We start from the raw sequence: 21,147 nt of genomic DNA on the forward strand, positions 1-21,147 counted from the left end.
CTAAGGGGTCCAGCCGGTCGAGTCCGCCCACGCGTCGGCCCGGGTGAAGGCCGCGTCGACCCAGACCTGTTTCTCGTCGGTGTACTGCTCGACCGTTCCATCGCCGGCGTGCTTCGCGGCCATGGCGTTCTTGACCGCCGCGTAGGCGTCGCGCTCGGCCGGGTTCCGCCGCAGCCATTCCGGGAACAGCAGCGCGAGCCGCCAGGCCGGCGTCTCCTGGGAGCGGACGTGCAGGTTGACCGGACGGCGGGGGTCGCCGCCGAAGTGGAACCGCTTGGGCCAGGTGCCCTCTTCACCGTGCGCGTCGTCGTACCACTCCCCCTCCGCCCGCGGGAACCCCGCGTCGGAGAGCGCGTCGGCCAGCTCGTCGGCCTTGTCCAAAGTGGACACGGTCAGCTGGAGGTCGAGGACGTCCTTGGCCGGCAGCCCCGGCACGGACGTCGAACCGATGTGATCGACCCGCACGGCGGCGTCACCCACCACCACGCGAACGCGGGCGAGCGCCCGCTCGGCCTGCACGGGCCAGGTCTCGTCGTACGGCGCGATCTTCGGCGACATCGGCGCGCGCGGCTTGCGGAGCCGCACGTTCGCCTCGAACGGGGTCAGCCTGTCCGCCCACAGCGCGTCGACCTCGGCGAGCACGATGTCGGGCGCCCCGCTGTTGTCGAACCAGACGTCGGCCACCGCCCGGCGCTGATCGGTCGTGGCCTGCGCCTTGATCCTGGCGCGCGCGTCGTCCTCGGCCATCCCCCGCGCCTCGACCAGGCGACGGACCCGGACCTCCTCTGGCGCGTCGACCATGACGACGAGGTGGTACATCGGCGCGAGCCCGCCTTCGACCAGCAGCGGGATGTCGTGGACGATGATCGCGTCCGGCGGGGCGGCCGCCATCAGTTCGGCCGTCCTGGCGCCGACCCTCGGATGGACGATCGAGTTCAGCCGCTTGCGGGACTCTTCGCCGGCGAACGCCTTGGCGGCGAGCGCGGCCCGGTCCAGCGCGCCGTCGGCGGCGAGGATGTCTTCGCCGAACGCCTCGACGAGTTCGGCGAGCCCCGGTGTCCCCGGCTCGACGACCTCCCTGGCGATCTTGTCGGAGTCGATGAGGACGGCGCCGTGCTCGGAAAGCCGGTTCGCCACCGTCGATTTTCCGGCGCCGATCCCGCCGGTCAGGCCCACACGCAGCATGCCGAGCAGCCTAGTGCCGCGAACCTGGCCGACCGCGCAGGGTCACGGGACGCGCACTTCCGGCACAGACGGATGCAAAAGGCAAGTTCATCGTGACGCGAGACTCAACCTTTATGGGTGACACGCCGGGCGGTTACCGGTCTTCGGAGGCTTGATTGCGTACCGTGCGCGGCGAAGGTAGCCCACACGGAGGAAAGATGGCAGACGGTAAGCACGTCGGAAGGCACCGGCTCGGAACGCCGGGCCTGGTGCACTGTGTCCTCCATCGTCCCGTGGCCGACGCCCTCGCCGAATACCGGCGCACGTGGCTGAGCGCGCTCCTCGTTCCCGCCAAGCACAGCTTCGCCGGACTCCGCCGCAAGGCCCGCGCCGCGGCGCTCGAACGCATCTGGGTGCCGTCGGTCCCGTCCGTCCGGACCGCCACCTCCTGACCTCTGCTCCCCCACTACCGCATTCAGTCCTCTGAATGCGGCGGGAGCCAGCGTCGCGAAAGCCACTTTCGGGACACCAGATGTCTCGAAAGTGGCTTTCGCGACGCCGAAGTCGGCCCGGAGAGGGCGAGGGCAGCGGGACACGGCGACGTGAGCGAAGCGGCACCGCCACGCCTTCCCCTTCACCGCATTCAGTCCTCTGAATGCGGTAGTTGCGCGTGCAAGGAACGCATCCAGAGGACGAAACGCGACAAAGAAAGCGGCCCCGGTCCGAAGTGGACCGGGGCCGCTGTCTGTCAGCTAAGGGCTGAGCGCCTGGATCAGGCAGCGCCGCCCGACAGCTTCTCGCGGAGAGCCGCGAGCTGCTCGTCGCTGGCGAGCGTGCCACCGCTCTTGGCCTCGGCCGGAGCGGAGGTGTAGCTCTGCTCGCCCGAGTCGCTGGAGGTGACACCGGTCGCGGCGTCCGCGGCGGCTTCGGCGTCCGCCTCGGCTGCCTTCTGGACCTGCTTCATGTGAGCCTCGTAGCGGGTGTGAGCCTCGGCGTACTGACGCTCCCACTCCTCACGCTGCTTGTCGAAGCCTTCCTGCCACTCCTGGGTGTCCGGGTCGAAGCCTTCGGGGTAGATGTAGTTGCCCTCGGCGTCGTACTCGGCGGCCATGCCGTACTGGGTGGGGTCGAACTCGGTCTCCGGCGTGACGCCCTCGTTCGCCTGCTTCAGCGACAGCGAGATGCGACGACGCTCGAGGTCGATGTCGATGACCTTGACCATCACGTCGCCGTTGACCTGGACGACCTGCTCCGGGATCTCCACGTGGCGCTCGGCCAGCTCGGAGATGTGCACCAGGCCCTCGATGCCCTCCTCGACGCGCACGAACGCACCGAACGGGACGAGCTTGGTGACCTTGCCCGGCACGATCTGGCCGATCGCGTGGGTGCGGGCGAACTGACGCCACGGGTCTTCCTGGGTCGCCTTCAGCGACAGCGAGACGCGCTCGCGGTCCATGTCGACGTCCAGAACCTCGACCGTGACCTCCTGGCCGACCTCGACGACCTCGGACGGGTGGTCGATGTGCTTCCAGGACAGCTCGGAGACGTGCACCAGGCCGTCGACGCCACCCAGGTCCACGAAGGCACCGAAGTTGACGATGGACGACACGACGCCCTTGCGGACCTGGCCCTTGGCGAGCGCGTTGAGGAACTCGCTGCGCACCTCGGACTGGGTCTGCTCCAGGTAGGCGCGGCGGGACAGGACCACGTTGTTGCGGTTCTTGTCCAGCTCGATGATCTTCGCCTCGAGCTCGCGGCCGACGTACGGCTGCAGGTCGCGCACGCGGCGCATCTCGACCAGCGACGCGGGCAGGAAGCCGCGGAGGCCGATGTCCAGGATGAGGCCGCCCTTGACGACCTCGATGACGGTGCCCTTGACGGGCTCGTCCTTCTCCTTGAGCTCCTCGATCGTGCCCCAGGCGCGCTCGTACTGCGCGCGCTTCTTGGACAGGATCAGACGGCCTTCCTTGTCCTCCTTCTGGAGGACCAGGGCTTCGACCTCATCGCCGACGGTGACAACCTCAGCCGGGTCGACATCGTGCTTGATGGAGAGCTCGCGCGAGGGGATGACACCCTCGGTCTTGTAGCCGATGTCGAGCAGGACCTCGTCACGGTCGACCTTGACGATGGTTCCTTCGACGATGTCGCCATCGTTGAAGTACTTGATCGTCTTGTCGATCGCAGCGAGGAAGTCTTCCTCCGACCCGATGTCGTTGATAGCGACTTGCTGGGGCCCGGCGGGGGCGGTCGGGGCGGTGGCGGTGTCGGTCGTCATTAGGCGGGTTGCTCCGGTGGATGGGAAGTAGTGGGTTTGCAGTTAGGGCACCATGGGCTTCCGACATGAGGCGACCGCATAAGCAAACGTCCACAGGGAACGACCGCGAGCATCACCGCATCCGGTACGCGACCCCCTGACCCGGACGCTGAGCGAACCGGGGGAAAGAGTAGCGCGAACCCACTGCGCTAACAGATATCCTACGCGGCCCCCTGTACACGGCACAATCAGGGTCGCCCGCACGATCACGGCGGGCGGATAAACTGTCCCGCGAAGCCCTGACCTGGGGAAAGGATATCGGTTTGAGCCAGCAGTCCGTCACCGAGCCCGAACGGCACGCAGAGGCCGAGGAGCGGCTCGGCACCGCGGGGGTCGCCTATCGGGCGGTCTCGGCGCCGGAGGCGACCGCCGCCAACCTGGCGTGGTGGGACGCCGACGCCGACGACTACCAGGCGACCCACGGCGGCTTCCTCGGCGACGCGGACTTCGTCTGGTGCCCGGAGGGCGTCCGAGAGGCCGACGTCGCGCTTCTGGGTGAAGTCGGCGGGAAGCGGATCCTCGAGGTCGGCTGCGGGCAGGCGGCCTGCTCTCGCTGGCTCGCCGCGCAGGGTGCCGACGCGGTGGCGACCGATCTGTCGGCGGGCATGCTGCGCCACGCGAGGGAGGGCAACGAACGGACCGGCACCCCCGTCCCGCTCGTGCAGGCGACGGCGGAGTCGCTCCCGTTCGCCGACGCGAGTTTCGACGCGGCCTGCTCGGCCTTCGGCGCGGTGCCGTTCGTGGCGTCGGTGGACGTCGTGTTCGCCGAAGTGCGCCGGGTGCTCCGGCCGGGTGGCCGCTGGGTGTTCTCAGTGACCCATCCGATGCGCTGGATCTTCCCCGACGACCCCGGCCCGCAGGGGCTCACCGTCACCCAGCCGTATTTCGACCGCACGCCGTACGTCGAGGTCGACGAAGAGGGCGTCGCGACCTACGTCGAGTACCACCGCACCCTCGGCGACTACGTCCGCGCGCTCGCCGACGCCGGGTTCGCGCTGACCGACCTCATCGAACCCGCCTGGCCGGAGGGCCACTCCCGCACGTGGGGACAGTGGAGCCCGTTGCGCGGCAAGCTCTTCCCCGGCACGGCGATCTTCTGCACCCAGCGGGGATGACCCCGGCGGCGGAGCGGCAGCGGGCGCGGTTCGCCGCACTCGACCCGATGCTCCCGCCGCCGCCCCCGCTCCCGGCGGGCGAAACCGTCGAGGCGGCCGGCGCCTTCGGGACGATCACGCACGTGCGGTTCGCGGCGGGTTCCTGGCAACGGCTCTGGAGCCCGGCTCATCTGCAGATCCTCTCCGCGATCCTTCCGGCCGACGCCGGCGCGGGGATGAGCGCGCTGCTCTCCGCCTGGCGCGGGCGGATCGCGCTCGCCGACGCCGAACCCGATTCGTCGTGCACGGTCACCTGGCCCAGCCGTGACGTCACGGTGTCACGCGCACTGCTCGACCACGGGCTCGCGCCGCAACTGGCACTGGCCGTCCGCGCGCCCGCGGCGGGTGAGGAGTACTCCATACCCGGCGTGACGATCCGCGCGTCGACACACGGCGACCTCGAAGAGATCGTCGGCCTGCGCTTGGAAGAACTCCGCTACACCTCGCTGGTCGGCCACGGTGTCGTCCGGCCGGGGGCCGAGGCCCTGCTCGCGGAAGAGGTCCGGCGTGGCCTGCAGTTCGGCGGCCGCGTGTGGATCGCCGAAGAGGAGGGCGTCACGGTGGGGATCGTGACCACGGGAAAGCGCTCCCCGATCCCCGGTGACGCGCTCGCGGGGCGGCTGCCGCCCGGCGAGTGGGGCTATGTCGGCACGCTCGCGGTGACCGCGGCCGCGCGGGGCCGCGGGATCGGGCGCGCGCTGACCGCCGTCGCACACGACGAACTGTTTTCGCCGTCGCTGCGCGGTACCTTCGTCTCGTACAATCCGGCCAATCCGCTCTCCCCGGTGTTCTGGCACCGGCAGGGTTATCGTCCACTGTGGACGACGTGGGCCGCCAGTCCCGCCGCGGCCCTGCGGTAGCGGTCGATCCGGGGGACGGGATGGAAATCGAGAAGACGTTGCTCGACGCGCACCGCGCCCGGTTCGCAGCGATCGACCGGCTCCTGCCCGAGGCCGCGCCGCCCCCGGTCGGCGGCGAGCGTGTGGACGCCGCCACGGCGGCGGGTGTCCAGGTCACCGGCGTGGTGCAACGTCAGCTGCACGGCCCGGACGACGTCACCCTGCTCTGGTCGGCCGCCGACGCCCGGCAGCTGTTCCCCTTCGTCGGCGACACCGGCACCGAGGGCATGGACGTGCTGCTGCGCGCGTGGCGGACGCGGATGGACGCCGAAACCCCCGGTGAGGACTCGGCCTGCGTGATCAACTGGCCGAGCCGGGACGCCGAGGCGATCCGCGCCTTCCTCGACCACGGGCTGGTGCCGATGTCCGCGCTCGCCGTGCGCACCGGGCGCCGTCGCGGCGATCCGGGCGCCGACGGTGTGACCGTCCGCAGGGCCCGGCACGAAGACTTCGACACCCTGCTCGCGCTGGCCGTGTCGACGCACGACTACATCGGCCAGGTCGCCACCCGGTACCGCCCGAACGCCGCCGAATTGCTCGCCCCGGCGCTGGAGCTCGCCCTCGACAAGGACCGGCCGCTGTTGTGGCTGGCCGAACGGGACGCCCGCGTCGCCGCGTTCGCGCACGGCGCCTGGATCACCTCGTCGCCGGGTTCGGCCGAGGCCGAGCTCCTCCCCCACGGCCGCTGGGGTTACGTCAACAACGTGGTCACCGTGCCCGCCCTGCGCGGGAGCGGTCTCGGCCGCACACTGATGGCGGCGGTGCACGAGGAGTTCGCCGCGGGCGGCGCGGACGGCACGTACCTCTACTACAACCCGACCAACCCGCTTTCTTCGGTGTTCTGGCACCGCCAGGGTTATCGTCCACTGTGGACGTCCTGGGAGGTCCATCCGGCTTCGGCCCTGCGTTAGCCGTCCGGTTTGCGGTGGTTTCGTCACTCTTGCGTGTGACATGAGCCCCCCACGGTTGTATCCCTCCCAGGTCAGGGCTAACTTTTGAACTGACCAGTCAGTTCAAGTTCCGCGAGTCACCGACCTGGGAGTTCTTCGTGCGGGTTCAAGCCGACAGGGTGTCCGTGACCGGACCCCACGGCACGTTGCTGTCGCCCACCTCGCTCACCGTTTCGGGCGGTGAGCTGGCGATCGTGCACGGCGAGCCAGGGGTCGGCGTCACCGCCTTCGGGCTGGCGCTGGCAGGCAGGTTGAAGCCCGCCACCGGGACGGTGACCGTCGAGGGCGGCGATCCGCGGAAGGTCGTGGCGATCGTCGACGCCCCCGGCGTGAGCGAGCCGGACGGCGCGTTGTCGCTGCAGGTCGTCGTCGGTGAGGAACTCGAACTGGCGAAGCGCCCGGCGAACAAGGCCGCCGTCGCGACCTGGCTGGCCGAGCACGACGCCGCCGCTTACGCCACCACCCGCTTCGAAAACCTCGAACCGGTGACGCGCACGCGGCTGCTCACCGCCCTCGCCGCGGACCGCAAGGGGGTCGGCGTCCTCGTGCTCGACACCCCGGACCGGCACACCAGCGACGTCGACAGCTGGGCGAAGCTCGCCCGCGAACACGCCGAGCGCGGCCTCGCCGTCATCGTGCTCACCGCCACCACCCCGGTTTCGGCCCTGCCGGAGAAACCCGCCCTCTGCGGCGCCCTCGATCAGCCCGACCCCGTGCGCTGCGCGCCCGTCGAGCCCGAGCCTGCCGAAACCGCGGAGATCGAAAAGACTTCAGGAGACCAGGAATGAACCCCGTCCGGATCGCCGCCAACGAGCTGCGCCGGCTGAGCAGCGGCACCCTGCCGAAGCTCGCCATGGCCGCGCTCGTCCTGGTGCCGCTGCTCTACGCGTCCTTCTACCTCTACGCGAACTACGACCCCTACTCGCGTCTGGACAAGCTGCCCGCCGCCGTCTTCACCGCCGACACCGGCGCGAAGGACTCGGCGGGCGTGGAACGCAACGTCGGCCGCGAGGTCACCGACGAACTGGTCAAGTCCGGCACCTTCCAGTGGCACGAGGTCTCGCCGGAGGAGGCGGCGAAGGGCGTCCGCGACGACAAGTACTCGTTCGCGATCGGCATCCCGCGCGACTTCTCCACCGCGCTGCTGTCCTCGGGCAACTTCCAGCCCCAGCAGGCGACGATCACGCTGACCACCAACGACGCGAACAACTACCTGTCCGGGACCATCGCGAAACAGGTGGCCGAGCAGGTCCGCAAGACGATCGCGGAGAAGGTCGGCAGCGAGGCGGCGGACAAGTTCCTGGTCGGTTTCTCCACGATCTACGGCAAGATCCAGGAAGCGTCGACGGGTGCTTCACAGCTCGCCGACGGCGCGGGCAAGCTCAAGTCGGGACAGCAGCAACTCGCCGACGGCGCCTCCCAGCTCGCCTCCGGCAGCTCCCAGCTGGCGACCGGGCTCGGCACCCTGAAATCCAGTACCGCCCAGCTCCCCGCGCAGACGCAGAAGCTCGCCGACGGCGCCGGTCAGGTCGCCGACGGCAACCAGAAGGTCTCCGACGCCGCCTCGCTCGCGGCGACGGCGTCCGGGGACATCCAAGCCAAACTCGACGGTTACCGCACCCAGCTCGCGCAGGACCTGCGCGCCGCCGAAGTCCCCGAGGCGAAGGTGCAGGAGATCCTGAGCCGCCTCGACACGCTGCGGTCACCGGTCGACCAGGCGAACACGAAGATCCAGGGCGCGAACAGCCAGCTCGCGCAGCTCGCGTCCGGTGCCCGGCAGGTGTCCGACGGCGCGCACCAGCTGGCCTCGGCCACCCCGCAGCTCACCAGCGGCATCGCGCAGGCCGCCGACGCGTCGAACCAGATCCGTGACGGCGCCGCGAAGCTGAACGACGGCGAGAAGTCCGCGGTCACCGGCACGAACCAGCTCGCCGACGGCTCGGTGCAGCTGCGCGACGGGCTCGCCGCCGGGCTCAAGGAGATCCCGAACCCGGACGACCCGACCCGCGCGGCGACCGCCAACACCATCGCCGACCCGGTGGCGGTCAACTCCTCCGGCGTCGCCTCGGCCGGGACCTACGGCGCCGGTCTCGCGCCGTTCTTCATCTCGCTCGCGACCTGGATCGGCGCCTTCGTGCTGTTCCTGTTGCTGCGCCCGCTCTCGACCCGCGCCCTGACCGCCGGCGCGTCGCCGTTCAAGGTCGCGCTCGGCGGCTGGCTGTCCTCGGCGCTGCTCGGGATCGCGCAGGTGATCGTGCTGTTCGGCGCGGTGACCTGGCTGGTCGGCATCGACGTCGCGCATCCGCTCGGCGCGATCGGGTTCGCGGTGCTGGTGTCGCTGACCTTCACGTCCGTGGTGCACGCGCTCAACGCGTTCTTCGGCGCCGTCGGGAAGTTCCTCGGCCTGGTGCTGCTGGTGCTGCAGCTGGTCAGCGCGGGCGGCACGTTCCCGTGGCAGACCATCCCGGACGCGTTGTACCCGTTGCACATCGTGCTGCCGATGGGTTACGCGATCGACGGGTTCCGGCACCTGCTCTACAGTGGCGCCTCGATGGAGATCCTCGGTGACATCGGCGTCCTGGTCGCGTATCTCGTCGGCGGGATCCTGGTCTCGACGCTGGCGGCGCGGAAACGGCGCACGTGGACGGTTTCGGCGCTGAAACCCGAGCTCGCGTTGTGAGTCCCCGGGGTGAGGCGACGAAGCAGAAGCTGTTCGAGGCGACCCTGCGGCTGTCCGCCAGCCGCGGCCTCGTCGGCCTGACGGTGGACGACATCGCGGCCGAGGCGAAGGTCGCGAAGGGCACCGTCTACTACAACTTCGGCAGCAAGGACGGTCTTGTCGACGCGCTGCTGCGCTACGGCGTCGGCGTGCTCGCGGACCGGCTGCGCGCGGCCACCGGCGACGGCGACCCGATGGACGTCATCGAGTCGCAAGTGGACGGTGCGCTGGAGTTCATCGCCGAATACCCCGGTTTCTCGCAGATCCTGGTGAGCGAGATGTGGCGCACACCCGGCACCTGGCACGAGACGCTGACGTTGCTGCGCGAGGAGATCATCTCGATCGTGCGCGAACAGCTCCACCGGCTGGACGCCGCCGGGCGGCTGCCCGACGGCGTCCAGATCCCGACGGCGGCGGCCGGGTTGTTCGGCACGATGCTGGTGGTCGCCCTCGACTGGCAGGTGTTCCAGCCGAAGCGGACGCGGGCCGACGTGCGGGAATCGGTGATGGTGCTGATCCGGGGCCTCGGCCGCTAGCCGTAACTCGCGTGATCAGAGCCGTAACTCGCGTGCTTGGACTCGTAACTCGCGAGTTACGGCTTCAATCACGCGAGTTACGAGTCTGATCACGCGAGTTACGGCTTCGATCACGCGTCTTCGGTGTTTCGGGCCCACTTCAGCTTGACCTCGAAGTTCCCCTCCAGGCCCGTTTTCGCGATGACCGCGCCCGCCTGCGCGGTCAGCTTGACGCCGAACTTGAGCTCCACCTCGTCCGGTCCCCTGGTCATCGATCGGAAGGTGTCCAGTGCCGCCACGGCCGCGTCCTTGACGTTCGCGAGCGCCGCTTCGAAGGACCCCTTGGCGTCGTCGACCAGGTCGTCACGCCGGGAGACCCGGGCGGTGCCGGGGACCGGGTCGATCTCGACGACCACCGAACCGCCGCCTTCGAGGGGGAACCGCGCCAGGTCGTTCACCGATGCTCCTCACTGTCCACAATGGATGTTCAACCATTCGCCGGGCTGGATGCTCTCCCGGACGTCGTCGAGCTGTTTCAGCAGGATGTCGAGGCGGTCCCGGTTGCTCAGGTACTCCAGGACGGCACGGTGGAACGCGCCGGTCATCGTCGCGGGCATCAGGTCCGAGGCGTCGAAGCACAGCGCGGACGCCGTGGTGATCGTCTCCGCGACCTTCCGGCTCACCGGGTCCGGGTAGACGTCGAGGCCGAGTTTTCCGTTGGCGGAGAAGGCGTTCGCGCGGGGAATCGACGGCCAGATCCGCTGCGCCTTTTCCGAGGCGAGGAATTCCATCAGCTTCCGCGCCCCGGGTGTCCCCTGGAACATCCCGGCGAGGTCGGCGGCGACCTCGGAGACGTCCCGCCCCGGGAAGGCGAGGAAGTCGAAATCGGTGCCGGGCTTGGGGAACGTGCCGTCGGGCCGCTGGAAGTTCTGGTACCGGCTCATGATGAACGACGCCTGGTGTTCCAGCGCGCATCCGGGCGGATCGGCGAACATCGGCTTGCCCGCGTCGCCGAAGTCGGTCAGCAGGGCGGCCGCGGTCCCGCCGCGGATCGCGCTGGGCTCGAGCAGGGAACCCCAGTCCAGCCAGGCCTGTTTGACCTCCGGCGACCTCCATTCGAGGCCGCCGGACGCCCACTGCCGGTACTTGCCGGGGCCCGCCGAGTGCAACAGGATGTCCTCGATCCAGTCGGTTCCCGGCCAGCCCGAGGTTGGCGGGGCACCCATCCCGACGCACCAGGGCGTACCGCCGGCGGCCACCAGCCCGGCGGAGTACTCGCGGAGCCCGGCGAACGTCGTGGGCCGGACCCCGGTCATCCGCGCCGGGTCGTACCAGATCAGGCTCTTGAGGTCGGCCTTCACGGCGACCGCGTACAACCTCTCGGTGCCGATCTGCTGCAGCGTGACCCATTGCTGGCTGAAGGACCGGGTCACGGCGGCGGAGAGGTCTTCGTCGAGCGGCAGCAGGTCGCCCGACTTCTGGTACTTCGCCAGCACCCCGGCGTTGGGCAGGACGGCCACGTCCGGCGGAGTGCCGCGCTGGACGTCCGAAGCGAGCACCTGGTCGACCGCCCGGGTGCCCTCGTAGAGGTAGTCGATCCCGGTGTCGGCCTTGAACGCGTCCAGCACCTGGCGGAACGCCCGCTCCTCCTCCCCCGTCCAGGACGCGAGGACGACGACCGGCCCGTCTTCCGCCGACGCCGAACAGCCGCCCGCGAGCAGCGACAGCGCCATCACCACGGCCAGCAGGCGTTTCACGGGCGGTACCGGTATTCGTCGATCCTGGCGTGCAAGCCGAGCAGGACGAGCCCGCCCGCGAGCAGGGTGCCCGCCGGGATCAGGAATTCCCGCCCGCCGGATTCGGCCGCGGCGGAGGCGTCGGCCGCCACCGCCTTCGCGCCCGCCGTGGCGACCCGGGTGTTGTCGGTCGCCGGCGCGGAGGCCTGCCGTGCCCGCTCCCGGAAACCGTCGACGGTCACACCGCATCCCTGCTCCTCGTCGCAGTATCCGGCCAGCAGCTCGGCGAGCCGTCGCTGGCCGTCTTCGTCGGCCGCCTTGATCTGCGCGGCCCGAGCGGCGGCGACACCGTCGAGCCGCTCCCCGACCGAGTCGAGCCGGTCACGGCTGACCAGGGTGAACACCAGGGCGACGCCGATGGCGGCGATCAGCACGGTCGCCGCGAGCAGCGGGACGTTCGCCACGCGGCGGAACCGTTTCCTCAGGTACAGCTGGGTGAAGACCAGCAGCACCAAGAGCGCGAGCACCGGCAGAAGCCACAGCGGGAGCATCGCGAGGCTCATCCCGGTGGACGTCAGCTGCCGGTTCAGTGCCTCGCGTTGCCTGCCCTGCAACAGGTCCAGCTCCTCCAGGACACCGCCCGGAGCGTGCAGCAACCGTGAGGCGTGCCAGAGGTCGACGGCGCCGAGGACGGCGGCGTCCGGCTGACGGAAGTGCACGTCGGCCTGCCCGATGGAGCCCGAGTAGGCCGCGACCTGGCTTTCGATCACCTGCAGCGCGTTACCGCCTTCTTCACCCGCCTGGTTGAACTCCGCGACCCTCGCGAGACTCTGGCTCGCCAGCGCCAGCTGATTCGAGTACTCCTGCCCCGGTCCGGCGAGTTTCGCCTCGCCGGAGGCGAAACTCGCGATCGCCGCGGCGTCGGCGGCCACCAGCGCGGCCCGCGCGGCGGTCACTTCGAGTACCGCGTGCGCGGTGCGGTCGCGGACGGTCTCCGCCGTGTTCTGGACGTTCTGGAACGCCCACAGCGACACCACCAGTACCGCGAGGGTGAGCGCCAGCAGGGCGGTCCGGAGCCGGACCAGCCGCACCCGGGTGGCCGTCACGAAACCGCCTCGCCGAACGGTCTTCCGCAGCCGACGCAGAAGTTCGCCCCGGCGGGCGAAAGCGCGGGGCAGACGGGACAGGTGAGTGGTGCTCCTCCGGGCATCGGCCGATCTTCCTGCGGAAGCGCGATTTCCGAAACCCTCGACGGGATGACGACGTGCAACGCGTGGCTGCGCGTCGCGTCCGGCCGCAGGCGCACGACCCCGTTCTCGGCGTCGACGATCTCCACGACCCCCGAGAGACGGCTGAGCGTCTCTTCGTCGCCCGCGGCCGTGGCCAAGGCGACCGCCCGGCCCCAGGCCCGCTCGGCCCCGGCCTGGTCGCCCGCCGCATAGGCGTCGCCGCCGGAGGTGAGCGCCTCGCCGAGATCGGCCTGGGCGGCGTATTTCGAAACCATCGGGTGAATCAGGGTCGGCGGGATCGGGTCGTGGGTCCACCTCCCCGCGATGGCCAGCGCGTCCTCCTCGACCGTGGCTCCCGGCACCGCAACGAGTTCCGTCCACGCCAGCTGACGGTCCTGCCCATGGCTGGGTTCGAGATCCGGATCCAGATCCAGGATCAGCTGATAGTCCCGCGTCTCGTCGCCCGCGAACGAACCGAGCGACAGCTCCTGCTCGCGGACGGCGACCTCCCGGCACCGGTCGGTGAGGTCGTATTCGTCCGGGAACACCTGCTTGACCGACCGCAGCCTGCTGAACGGCATGGTGCCGACGCGCAGGCGGACCTCGGGCAGCACCTTCGTCATCGCGCTCTCGACCAGCTGCCGGAAATCCTCGGCGAGCTTGTCGTCCTCGACGACCGAGTCGACGTTCCCGCGCAGCACCCGGCCGATCAGGGTGAGTTCGGCGGGCTCCCAGCCGTCGCCGATCCCCCTGGCGTCGCAGACGAACCGGCCCTCACAGGCGTTCAGCACGCTCATCAGGTCGGCCCTGGTCTGCGAATCGTTGCGGCCGTCGGTGAGCAGGATCGCGTGGCGGACGGCGTCGGGCACGAGGTCGAAGAGGTCACGTGCCTTGGCGAGCCAGGCACCCATGGCGGTGCCGCCGACGGCCGCGAGGTGTCCGACGGCGGCGCGCGCCTCCGCCCGGGTCGCCGCGGAGGCGGTCACCAGGCCGTCTTCGGCCGGGTAGATCATCTTCGCGCGGTCGGTGCCCTGGATGACGGCGAACCGCACGCCGTCGGGCAGGACGTCGATGGCCGCCGCTGCCGCCCGCCGGGCCTCGCCGATCTTGGTGCTGGGGAAGCGCATCGAACTGGAGCAGTCGATCATCAGGACTTCGGCGGCCGTCCTGGACACGGCCGCCTCGCCGCCGCAGGAGACGACCCGGACGATCGCGGTCATCGTCCGGTCCCCCTCGGCAAGGAACTTGTTCTGGTGCACTTCGAGGCCCAGACTCGGCTCCCTCATTTCGCCCCTTTCACACCAAGGTCACCGGTCTCACGGAATTGGCGAGATCGATCAGCACGTCGTGCGCTTCCGCCGTCGGCGCGTGGTGGGCGAGCCGCCGGTACGACTTGTCCAGCACCGTGCGGGCGCCCGTCTCGCCCGCGCGCAAGATCTCGCCTTCGGTGATCCCGTCCTGCCCGAGGAGCACGGCGGCCAGCCCGGTCTCGCGCACGGCGGTCACCAGCCTGTCGAGGGAATCACCGTCGAGGTCCAGAGCGGTCAGCCGGACCACGGCGTCGTCGAGTTCGGCCGACGCCGGGAGATCCCCCGTCCCCGGCATCGGCGCGGACAGCACTCGCACCCCGGCGATCCGCGCCGCCTCGTCGTAGCGCGAGAATTCCGGGACCTGGTCGAGGATTTCGACGGCGGCGGCGCGGTTGCCACGCAGCAGCCGGACCCGCGCGAGCCCAAACGCCGCGCTGACCTGCGACCGGTCCCGCACCCACAGCGCGTCGTAGTACCGCTCGGCGGCGGCCGCGCCGTTGAGGTGCTCCTCGCAGAGCCCGAGCGCGAGTTTCGGCGGCTCCTCGCCGGGGATGTCGCGGTACACGGCGGTGAACTTCTCCTTGGCCGCCGCGAAATCGCCGGCGCCGAGCGCGAGCAGGCCGCGGTGCCATGCCACTCGCCAGTCGTGGGCGGCACACTCGCCGAGCAGCCGTTCGGCCTCAGCCACCGCCAGCGCACCTTCGACGGTCGCCCCGAGCTCCAGATGTGCCCGGCAGCGGCGGAACTCGACCTCGACCGAACCCGGTACCTTGTCGAGCTTCTTCAGCAGCCGCGCGGCATCGGGCGCCCGGACGGCGCGCAGGAAGCTCGCCTGCGGGTCGTCCGGATCCTCGCGCGGCACGGGGAGCCCGACGGCGATCTCCGCGGCGCTCGGACGCGCGCCGAGCGAGACGGGTGTCCCGCGCGTCCAGTGCTCCAACGGCGGCGCCTGGCCGAGCCCGGCGTCGAGCAGGACCGCCCCTTCGGCGAACAACGTCGAGCCGGCGGGTCGGGATTGCTTGTCCCGCAAGGAAAGGATTTCGCTCAGCACACCGTCGAGCTGGACCAGCATCTCGCGCGCGGTCGCGAACCGTTGCTCGAACGGGGCGGTCGCGCGGTCGAGGACCCGGAGGAACGATTCGATGCCGAACCGGACACCCCGCGCGTCGGTGGTGACCGACCAGCCGTCGCTGGCCTGGAAGAGCTCCCGCAGCGTCACGCCGACGGTGTGGATGTCGGACCGGACGGTGAGCCCGTGTTTCACCCGTTCCGCCGGGGTCACCTGATAGTGCTCGGTGCCGACGATCGGGCTCTCGTCGTCGGCGATCTTGCGGATGGCGCCGAAATCGATGAGCTTGATCCGCTTCTCGCCGTGGATCACGTTGTCCGGCTTCATGTCGCAGTACAGCAGGCCTTCGCCGTGCAGGTAGTCGAGCGCGGTCAGGATCTCGCGGCCGTACGCCACGACGTGCTCGACGAGCAGCCGTCCTTCACTGGAGTCCAGCCCGGCCCGGCCGCGGTTCTTGACCTCCCGCAGGGAAAGCCCGTCGACGAACTCCATGACGATGTAGCGGAGGCCCTCGTGTTCGACCACGTCGAGGATCCGGACGACGTTCGGGTGGTCCAGCGCGGTGAGCACCTGGCTTTCGGTCTCCGCTATCCGGACGGCGGCGGTGTTGTTCGTGTTGATGAGGCCCTTGAGCGCGACGTACCGGTCGCCGAGGCCGGAATCCGTCGCCAGGTAGACGAAACCGAGTCCACCGCGCGCGACACAGCCGAGCACGTGGTACCGGCCGTCGACCACGTCACCTGCCGCGAGCTTGGGCGCGAAGGAGAACGGCGTCCGGCAGACCGGGCAGAACCCTTCGGTGGGCGCGGGTCCGCCGCCGATCGAGCGGCCCACCGGGGTGGCCGTGCATCCGTGCTTGCCGCAGAACCGTTCCTCCTCCGGGACATGCGGCTCGGTGAGCAGACGGCCCGCGACGTCCGGGAGTTCGACGACCGGCAGCGGGACCCGGTCGTCCGCGCTCGCGTGGCCCGCGATCTGCTGGGAACGGGTGACCACCGTGCTGGTGATCCTGGTCGGCGCCTCGCCGGGGCCGGGGATCACCAGGGTCGGTTTCTCCCGCGGCGCGGGCTCTTCCGTCGCCCCTGGCGGCAGTCCGCAGATCTTGCAGAAGCCGGTCTTGCCGAGTACACCCGGGCAGCCGTCCCGTCCGCAGGCCGTCATCCGTCGATCCGTTTCCGTACGGTGTCCGCGTATCGCTCGACGGCCTCCGCCGCGGCCGCGAGGTCACAAGGTCCTTCGAAGAGCATCCGCCAGGCGGGTGCATAGGCGGCATCCAGTTCGACGTCTTCGACGAGGCCGCTGTTACGCGCCATCTCCCCGTACGCGTCGAGCCGGGCGCGCAGTTCCGCGCGCCGCGCGAGATTCTCGTCGAGGAGGCGACGGAGGTCGCGGGCGTGCTCGACGGTCTTGGCCACGGCTCGCTCGCAGACCGGAAGCTGCCGTTTCACCCAATCGGTGTCGCCGTCCTGCTCCGCCGAACGCAGTTGTGTCAACGCGCCTCTCAACCGTCGCGCCTTGGGATGGACATGCGGTGCGTCCGAGAAGCGGGGCGCGTCGCTCAGATTGTCCTTCTCCAGACTGTCGAGTTCACCCAACCGGGTTTCCAGCAGGGCGAGACGGCCCTCGGTGTCGTCCTCGGTGGCGGGCAGGACGTCCGTGCTCGACCGGACCACGCTCACCCCCGGCGAGGTCTCCTCGCGGAAGGCCAGCGCGAGCCGCAACCCGAGTTCGTGCGCACGCTGGGCGAGCGGCACGAGCACCTCACCGACGAGCGCGTCGGGCTCGGCCGCCTCGTCGATCCCGTAGACGACGACGGTACGGGCGGCCCCGTGGCGGCCGGCGGGCGAATCCGCGGCGACGTCGAGCCGATCGGAGATCCGGCGGCGGACCTCTTCTGCGGTCTTGCCGACCGCGTCGACGGCGAGCACGACACTGCCCAGCGGCGGGACCGTCGGGCCGGTCACGCTCCGGCCCGCGCCGCGTTCGCGGTCGGCGAGCACGACGGCGCGCCGCAACGAGGCGGCGACGGCGGAATCGTCCGCGCCCATGATGATCACCCGGACGTCCGCCCGGCCGTGCCCGCCGAGCCACCGGGCGAACTCGCGGGCGAACCGCGGATCGATCGCGGGCGGTTCCGGGTACCGCACGAAGCTGGGGTCGATCGCTGGGGTGCCTTCGGCCCAGCGGCGCAGGGCGGGCAGATACCCGAGCATGGTCTCGACCGGGATCATCCACGAGACGCGGGCGGCCTCGGTCGCGTACCGGGTCGCGACCATGCCGACGACATGGCCGGTCTTGTCGGCGATCACCGCCGAACCGCTGAAGCCGTGGGTGATCGGCTCGGCGTCCGGAGTGCGGTGCAGCTGGACGCGTTCGAGCCCGTGCCCGCCGTCGCCGACGACGGTCGCCAGCGACCACATGCCGTCCGAACCGGTCGGGAAGCCGTACGCGCGGACCCGCTGGCCGTCTTCGAGGGCCGTCCGGTGGAGCGGGGCGCCGGAGATCTGTTCCTCGGGGTCGCGCAACCGGAGCAACGCGATGTCCCCGCCGTCGTCGCCGATGGGCGCGGCCTGCGCGAGGATCGTGGCGATTCCGGGCTCCACTCCGGGAAGCGCCACGAAATCCACGGCGACGTCGTCATGGCCTTCGATCACGTGAGCGCAGGTGAGGAGGTGTTCGCCGTCGAGCATGGTCCCGGCGCCCAGGATCCGCCCACGGTGATCGCGCAGCCGCACCCGCCAGCGTCTGCGCTCGGAAGTCACCCGAACGACCCTACCGATCGTGAGTGGTGATGACGGCTCTAACCGTCATTACCACTCACGAGGCCTAATGCGCGGCGTCGTTCCACGACCGGCCGTATCCGACCGAGACCTCCAGCGGGACCGCCAGTTCGTAGGCGGAGCCCATTCCCTGGCGCACCAACGTTTCCAGCTGCTCGCGCTCGCCATCGGCGACCTCGAGGACGAGCTCGTCGTGGACCTGCAGGAGCACGCGGCTCTTCAGCTTCGCCTCGGTCAGCGCCTTGTGCACGTTGAGCATGGCGACCTTGATGATGTCGGCCGCGCTGCCCTGGATAGGGGCGTTGAGCGCCATCCGCTCGGCCATCTCGCGGCGCTGCCGGTTGTCGCTGTTGAGGTCCGGCAGATAACGGCGGCGGCCGAAGATCGTCTCGGTGTAACCGACCTTCGCCGCGTCGCCCACGACCGAATGGAGGTAATCGCGCACGCCGCCGAACCGGGAGAAGTACGCCTCCATCTGTTCCTTGGCCTCTTCGGTCGAGATCCGCAGCTGCTGCGAAAGGCCGTACGCGGAAAGCCCGTACGCCAGGCCGTACGACATCGCCTTCACCCGGAAGCGCAGTTCCGGCGTGATCTCCTCCGGCGGCAGCGAGAACGCGCGCGACGCCACGAAAGTGTGCAGGTCCTCGCCGCTGTTGAAGGCCTGGATCAGCCCTTCGTCCTGCGAGAGGTGCGCCATGATCCGCATTTCGATCTGGCTGTAGTCCGCCGTCATCAGCTCGGCGTATCCGTCGCCGACGACGAAGGCGTCGCGGATGCGGCGGCCTTCCTCGGTGCGGATCGGGATGTTCTGCAGGTTCGGATCGACCGAGGAGAGCCGTCCGGTGGCGGCGATCGTCTGCAGCAGTGTGGTGTGGATGCGGCCGTCGTCGGCGACCGACTTGATCAGGCCCTCGACCGTGGTGCGCAGCCTGGTCGCGTCCCGGTGCTCCAGCAGATGCTGCAGGAACGGGTGCTCGGTCTTCTCGAACAGGCTCTGCAGCGCCTCGGCGTCGGTGGTGTAGCCGGTCTTCGTGCGTTTGGTCTTCGGCATGCCGAGCTCGTCGAACAGGATGACTTGCAGCTGTTTCGGCGAACCGAGGTTGACCTGCTTGCCGATGACCGCGTACGCCTCTTCCGCGGCCTGTGTCACCCGGCCGAGGTAGTGCGCCTCCAGGTTGGTCAGATGCTCGATGTCGACCGCGATGCCCGACGCTTCGAGACCGGTGATCACCTGCAGCAGCGGCAGTTCGAGCTCGGCGAGCAGCTGCGCGCCGCCCAGCTCTTCGAGCTCCTTGGTCAGTGCTCCCGCGAGCTCGGCGACCGCACGGGCCTTGACCAGCTCGGCCTGGATCTCCTTCTGCTCCAGATCCTCGGCGCCACCGTCGAGCAGCGAAAGCTGCCCGTCCCCGGTGTCGGCCTCGGACCGCAGCTCACGATGCAGGTACCGCAGGACCAGGTCGTCGAGCTCGAAGGTGCGCTGCCCCGGGCGGACCAGGTACGCCGCGAGCGCGGTGTCCATGACGAGCCCGGCGAACGTCCAGCCGCGCGCCCGGACGGCGTGCAGCGGGACCTTGAGCTCGTGGCCGATCTTCTGGATCTTCTCGTCGGCGAGCCAGGCCGTGAGCGCCTTGTCGTCCTCGGCGTCCATCGCGGTGACGTCGACATACGCGCCCTCGCCGTCCGCGGCCGCGAACGTGATGGCCTTCAGGTCGGAGCGGACCGACGCCCCGGTGGTGCGGAACGCCAGGCCGACCGGCTTGTCCTGGCCGGTGTGCGCGGACAGCCATTCCGTGAGCGCGCCCGGCGCGAGCTTCGAACCGCTGACCTCGAAACCCTCCTCGGCCTCGGGCTCGGCGCTCTGCAGGGTGGCGAAGAGCCGGTCCCTCAGCACGCGGAACTCCAGCTCGTCGAACAGCGCGTGGACGGCCTCGCGGTCCCACGGGCGCAGCTCGAGCATGGTCGGGCCGAGCTCCAGCTCGACGTCGCGGATCAGCTCGGTGAGCTGGCGGTTCAGCATGACCGCGCCGAGGTGCTCGCGCAGCGCGTCGCCGACCTTGCCCTTGACCTCGTCGACCCGGTCGACCAGCTCGTTGAAGGAGCCGAACTGCCTGATCCACTTCGCGGCCGTCTTCTCACCGACGCCCGGGATGCTGGGCAGGTTGTCCGAGGGGTCGCCACGCAGCGCGGCGAAGTCCGGGTACTGCGCCGGGGTGAGGCCGTACTTCTCCTCGACCGCCTCCGGGGTGAACCGGGTCATCTCCGACACGCCGCGCTTCGGGTACAGCACGGTGACCTGGTCGGTCACCAGCTGGAGCGCGTCACGGTCACCCGTACAGATGAGGACGTCGAAACCTTCCGCGGTCGCCTGTGTCGTGAGCGTGGCGATGATGTCGTCGGCTTCGTAGTTCTCCTTGGTCAGCGCCGGGATGCCGAGGACCTTCAGCACGTCCTCGACCAGCCCGACCTGGCCCTTGAACTCGTCCGGGGTGGTGCTGCGGTTGGCCTTGTACTCCGCGTACGTCTCCGACCGGAACGTCTTGCGGGAGAGGTCGAACGCCACCGCGAGGTGGGTCGGCGCCTCGTCGCGCAGCAGGTTGATGAGCATCGAGGTGAACCCGAACACCGCGTTCGTCGTCTGCCCGGTCTTCGTCTTGAAGTTCTCCGCGGGCAGCGCGAAGAACGCGCGATACGCCATCGAATGGCCGTCGATCAGCAGCAGTTTGGGCCGCTCGGCCTGTGCGGTGGCGGGTGTGGCGTTGGCAACGGTCGTGTTCTCACTCGGGCTCACGGGAGCGAGTCTAGGGTGAGGGTCTGACAGTCCTACCTGTCGTGTCGTTTAAGGAGCTCTGCGTGACCGAACAAGCCCTCGAATCCTTCGCCGGGATCGACCCGGCCTACGCCGGACAGCAGCTCAACGACAAGCTCGGGCTCGAGATCAGCGAATTCGGTCCCGAACGCGTCGTGGGCAGTATCCCGGTGGAGGGCAACCTCCAGCCCTACGGTCTCCTCCACGGCGGCGCGAACGCCGTGGTCGCCGAGGCGCTCGGTTCGATGGTCTGCGCGCTCAACGCCGGCACCGACAAGGCGACGATGGGGCTCGAACTCTCGTGCACGCACCACCGGGCGGTCCGCTCCGGGCGGGTGACCGGTGTCGCGACCCCGGTGCACGTCGGACGCGGGACCGTGACCGCCGAGATCGTCCTGACCGATGACCAGGGGCGACGGTCGTGCACGGCGCGGCTGACCTGCGTGGTGCGGGAGCGGCCGCCGGGCGCTTGAGCTCTCGAAGGGTCGTGAAGGAGGCCTTC

At 69.9% G+C, this 21,147-nt stretch carries 17 protein-coding genes; 8 read left to right on the forward strand and 9 right to left on the reverse strand.

What is annotated here, in order from left to right; all coding sequences use genetic code 11:
* Positions 1–1,185, reverse strand: a complete 1,185-nt coding sequence (gene coaE, locus ACZ1DY_RS27545) for a dephospho-CoA kinase (RefSeq protein WP_465481338.1) — start codon at positions 1,183–1,185, stop codon at positions 1–3.
* Between the two features lie 197 nt (positions 1,186–1,382).
* On the opposite strand from coaE, the gene ACZ1DY_RS27550 reads away from it, so the two are divergent.
* Entirely contained in the window at positions 1,383–1,616 is a 234-nt protein-coding gene (locus ACZ1DY_RS27550; RefSeq protein WP_125682264.1) for a hypothetical protein, read from the forward strand.
* A gap of 320 nt (positions 1,617–1,936) precedes the next feature.
* Here ACZ1DY_RS27550 and rpsA read toward each other — a convergent pair whose 3' ends face one another.
* Positions 1,937–3,439, reverse strand: a complete 1,503-nt coding sequence (gene rpsA, locus ACZ1DY_RS27555) for a 30S ribosomal protein S1 (protein WP_126734118.1) — start codon at positions 3,437–3,439, stop codon at positions 1,937–1,939.
* A gap of 302 nt (positions 3,440–3,741) precedes the next feature.
* Between rpsA and ACZ1DY_RS27560 the strand changes: the two genes are divergently transcribed.
* From ACZ1DY_RS27560 to ACZ1DY_RS27585, 6 genes are all read left to right on the forward strand, one after another.
* Positions 3,742–4,593 carry a class I SAM-dependent methyltransferase gene (locus tag ACZ1DY_RS27560; protein ID WP_465481339.1) on the forward strand — a complete coding sequence of 284 codons (852 nt, stop codon included), beginning with the start codon at positions 3,742–3,744 and terminating at the stop codon, positions 4,591–4,593.
* Complete coding sequence (locus ACZ1DY_RS27565; RefSeq protein ID WP_465481340.1) at positions 4,590–5,492, forward strand: GNAT family N-acetyltransferase; 903 nt, start codon at positions 4,590–4,592, stop codon at positions 5,490–5,492. The genes ACZ1DY_RS27560 and ACZ1DY_RS27565 overlap by 4 nt, the downstream gene beginning before the upstream one ends.
* 20 nt (positions 5,493–5,512) lie before the next feature.
* Positions 5,513–6,442, forward strand: coding sequence for a GNAT family N-acetyltransferase (locus ACZ1DY_RS27570; protein ID WP_465481341.1), 930 nt, complete (start codon positions 5,513–5,515; stop codon positions 6,440–6,442).
* A gap of 137 nt (positions 6,443–6,579) precedes the next feature.
* Positions 6,580–7,269 carry an ATP-binding cassette domain-containing protein gene (locus ACZ1DY_RS27575; RefSeq protein WP_465481342.1) on the forward strand — a complete coding sequence of 230 codons (690 nt, stop codon included), beginning with the start codon at positions 6,580–6,582 and terminating at the stop codon, positions 7,267–7,269.
* The gene (locus ACZ1DY_RS27580; protein ID WP_465481343.1) at positions 7,266–9,161 is read left to right on the forward strand and encodes a YhgE/Pip family protein; all 1,896 of its coding nucleotides are present in this window, start codon (positions 7,266–7,268) and stop codon (positions 9,159–9,161) included. The genes ACZ1DY_RS27575 and ACZ1DY_RS27580 overlap by 4 nt, the downstream gene beginning before the upstream one ends.
* Positions 9,158–9,736: a TetR/AcrR family transcriptional regulator gene (locus tag ACZ1DY_RS27585; protein ID WP_034315955.1), complete on the forward strand. Its 579-nt coding sequence runs from the start codon at positions 9,158–9,160 to the stop codon at positions 9,734–9,736. The genes ACZ1DY_RS27580 and ACZ1DY_RS27585 overlap by 4 nt, the downstream gene beginning before the upstream one ends.
* A 110-nt stretch (positions 9,737–9,846) precedes the next feature.
* Here the strand turns inward: ACZ1DY_RS27585 and ACZ1DY_RS27590 are convergent, their stop codons facing one another.
* The 7 genes from ACZ1DY_RS27590 to polA all read right to left on the reverse strand — a co-directional run bounded on the left by ACZ1DY_RS27590 (position 9,847) and on the right by polA (position 20,627).
* Positions 9,847–10,173 (reverse strand): CU044_2847 family protein, encoded by a 327-nt coding sequence (locus ACZ1DY_RS27590; protein ID WP_465481344.1) that lies wholly within the window; start codon positions 10,171–10,173, stop codon positions 9,847–9,849.
* A 9-nt stretch (positions 10,174–10,182) separates the two neighbouring features.
* Positions 10,183–11,472 carry an ABC transporter substrate-binding protein gene (locus tag ACZ1DY_RS27595; protein ID WP_465481345.1) on the reverse strand — a complete coding sequence of 430 codons (1,290 nt, stop codon included), beginning with the start codon at positions 11,470–11,472 and terminating at the stop codon, positions 10,183–10,185.
* A complete protein-coding gene (locus ACZ1DY_RS27600) occupies positions 11,469–12,557 on the reverse strand; it encodes a hypothetical protein (protein WP_465481346.1) in 1,089 nt (362 codons plus the stop codon). Before ACZ1DY_RS27600 ends, ACZ1DY_RS27595 begins: the two co-directional genes overlap by 4 nt.
* Entirely contained in the window at positions 12,554–13,966 is a 1,413-nt protein-coding gene (locus ACZ1DY_RS27605; RefSeq protein ID WP_465481347.1) for a VWA domain-containing protein, read from the reverse strand. The genes ACZ1DY_RS27600 and ACZ1DY_RS27605 overlap by 4 nt, the downstream gene beginning before the upstream one ends.
* Before the next feature lie 10 nt (positions 13,967–13,976).
* Positions 13,977–16,220, reverse strand: coding sequence for a serine/threonine-protein kinase (locus tag ACZ1DY_RS27610; protein ID WP_465481348.1), 2,244 nt, complete (start codon positions 16,218–16,220; stop codon positions 13,977–13,979).
* Positions 16,217–17,821, reverse strand: coding sequence for a S1 family peptidase (locus tag ACZ1DY_RS27615; RefSeq protein WP_465481349.1), 1,605 nt, complete (start codon positions 17,819–17,821; stop codon positions 16,217–16,219). The genes ACZ1DY_RS27610 and ACZ1DY_RS27615 overlap by 4 nt, the downstream gene beginning before the upstream one ends.
* Before the next feature lie 64 nt (positions 17,822–17,885).
* A complete protein-coding gene (gene polA, locus ACZ1DY_RS27620) occupies positions 17,886–20,627 on the reverse strand; it encodes a DNA polymerase I (protein ID WP_257485786.1) in 2,742 nt (913 codons plus the stop codon).
* A gap of 62 nt (positions 20,628–20,689) precedes the next feature.
* Here polA and ACZ1DY_RS27625 point away from each other — a divergent pair, with 62 nt between their 5' ends.
* Complete coding sequence (locus ACZ1DY_RS27625; RefSeq protein ID WP_093933444.1) at positions 20,690–21,118, forward strand: PaaI family thioesterase; 429 nt, start codon at positions 20,690–20,692, stop codon at positions 21,116–21,118.
* Positions 21,119–21,147: the final 29 nt, after the last annotated feature.

This window comes from Amycolatopsis sp. PSD-21 (genome assembly GCF_055561455.1).

Coding starts and splice junctions, on each gene's coding strand:
- ACZ1DY_RS27550 (WP_125682264.1), top strand. CDS start 1,383: ATGGCAGACGGTAAGCACGTCGGAAGGCACCGGCTCGGAACGCCGGGC.
- coaE (WP_465481338.1), bottom strand. CDS start 1,185: ATGCTGCGTGTGGGCCTGACCGGCGGGATCGGCGCCGGAAAATCGACG.
- rpsA (WP_126734118.1), bottom strand. CDS start 3,439: ATGACGACCGACACCGCCACCGCCCCGACCGCCCCCGCCGGGCCCCAG.
- ACZ1DY_RS27570 (WP_465481341.1), top strand. CDS start 5,513: ATGGAAATCGAGAAGACGTTGCTCGACGCGCACCGCGCCCGGTTCGCA.
- ACZ1DY_RS27605 (WP_465481347.1), bottom strand. CDS start 13,966: ATGAGGGAGCCGAGTCTGGGCCTCGAAGTGCACCAGAACAAGTTCCTT.
- ACZ1DY_RS27580 (WP_465481343.1), top strand. CDS start 7,266: ATGAACCCCGTCCGGATCGCCGCCAACGAGCTGCGCCGGCTGAGCAGC.
- ACZ1DY_RS27565 (WP_465481340.1), top strand. CDS start 4,590: ATGACCCCGGCGGCGGAGCGGCAGCGGGCGCGGTTCGCCGCACTCGAC.
- ACZ1DY_RS27610 (WP_465481348.1), bottom strand. CDS start 16,220: ATGACGGCCTGCGGACGGGACGGCTGCCCGGGTGTACTCGGCAAGACC.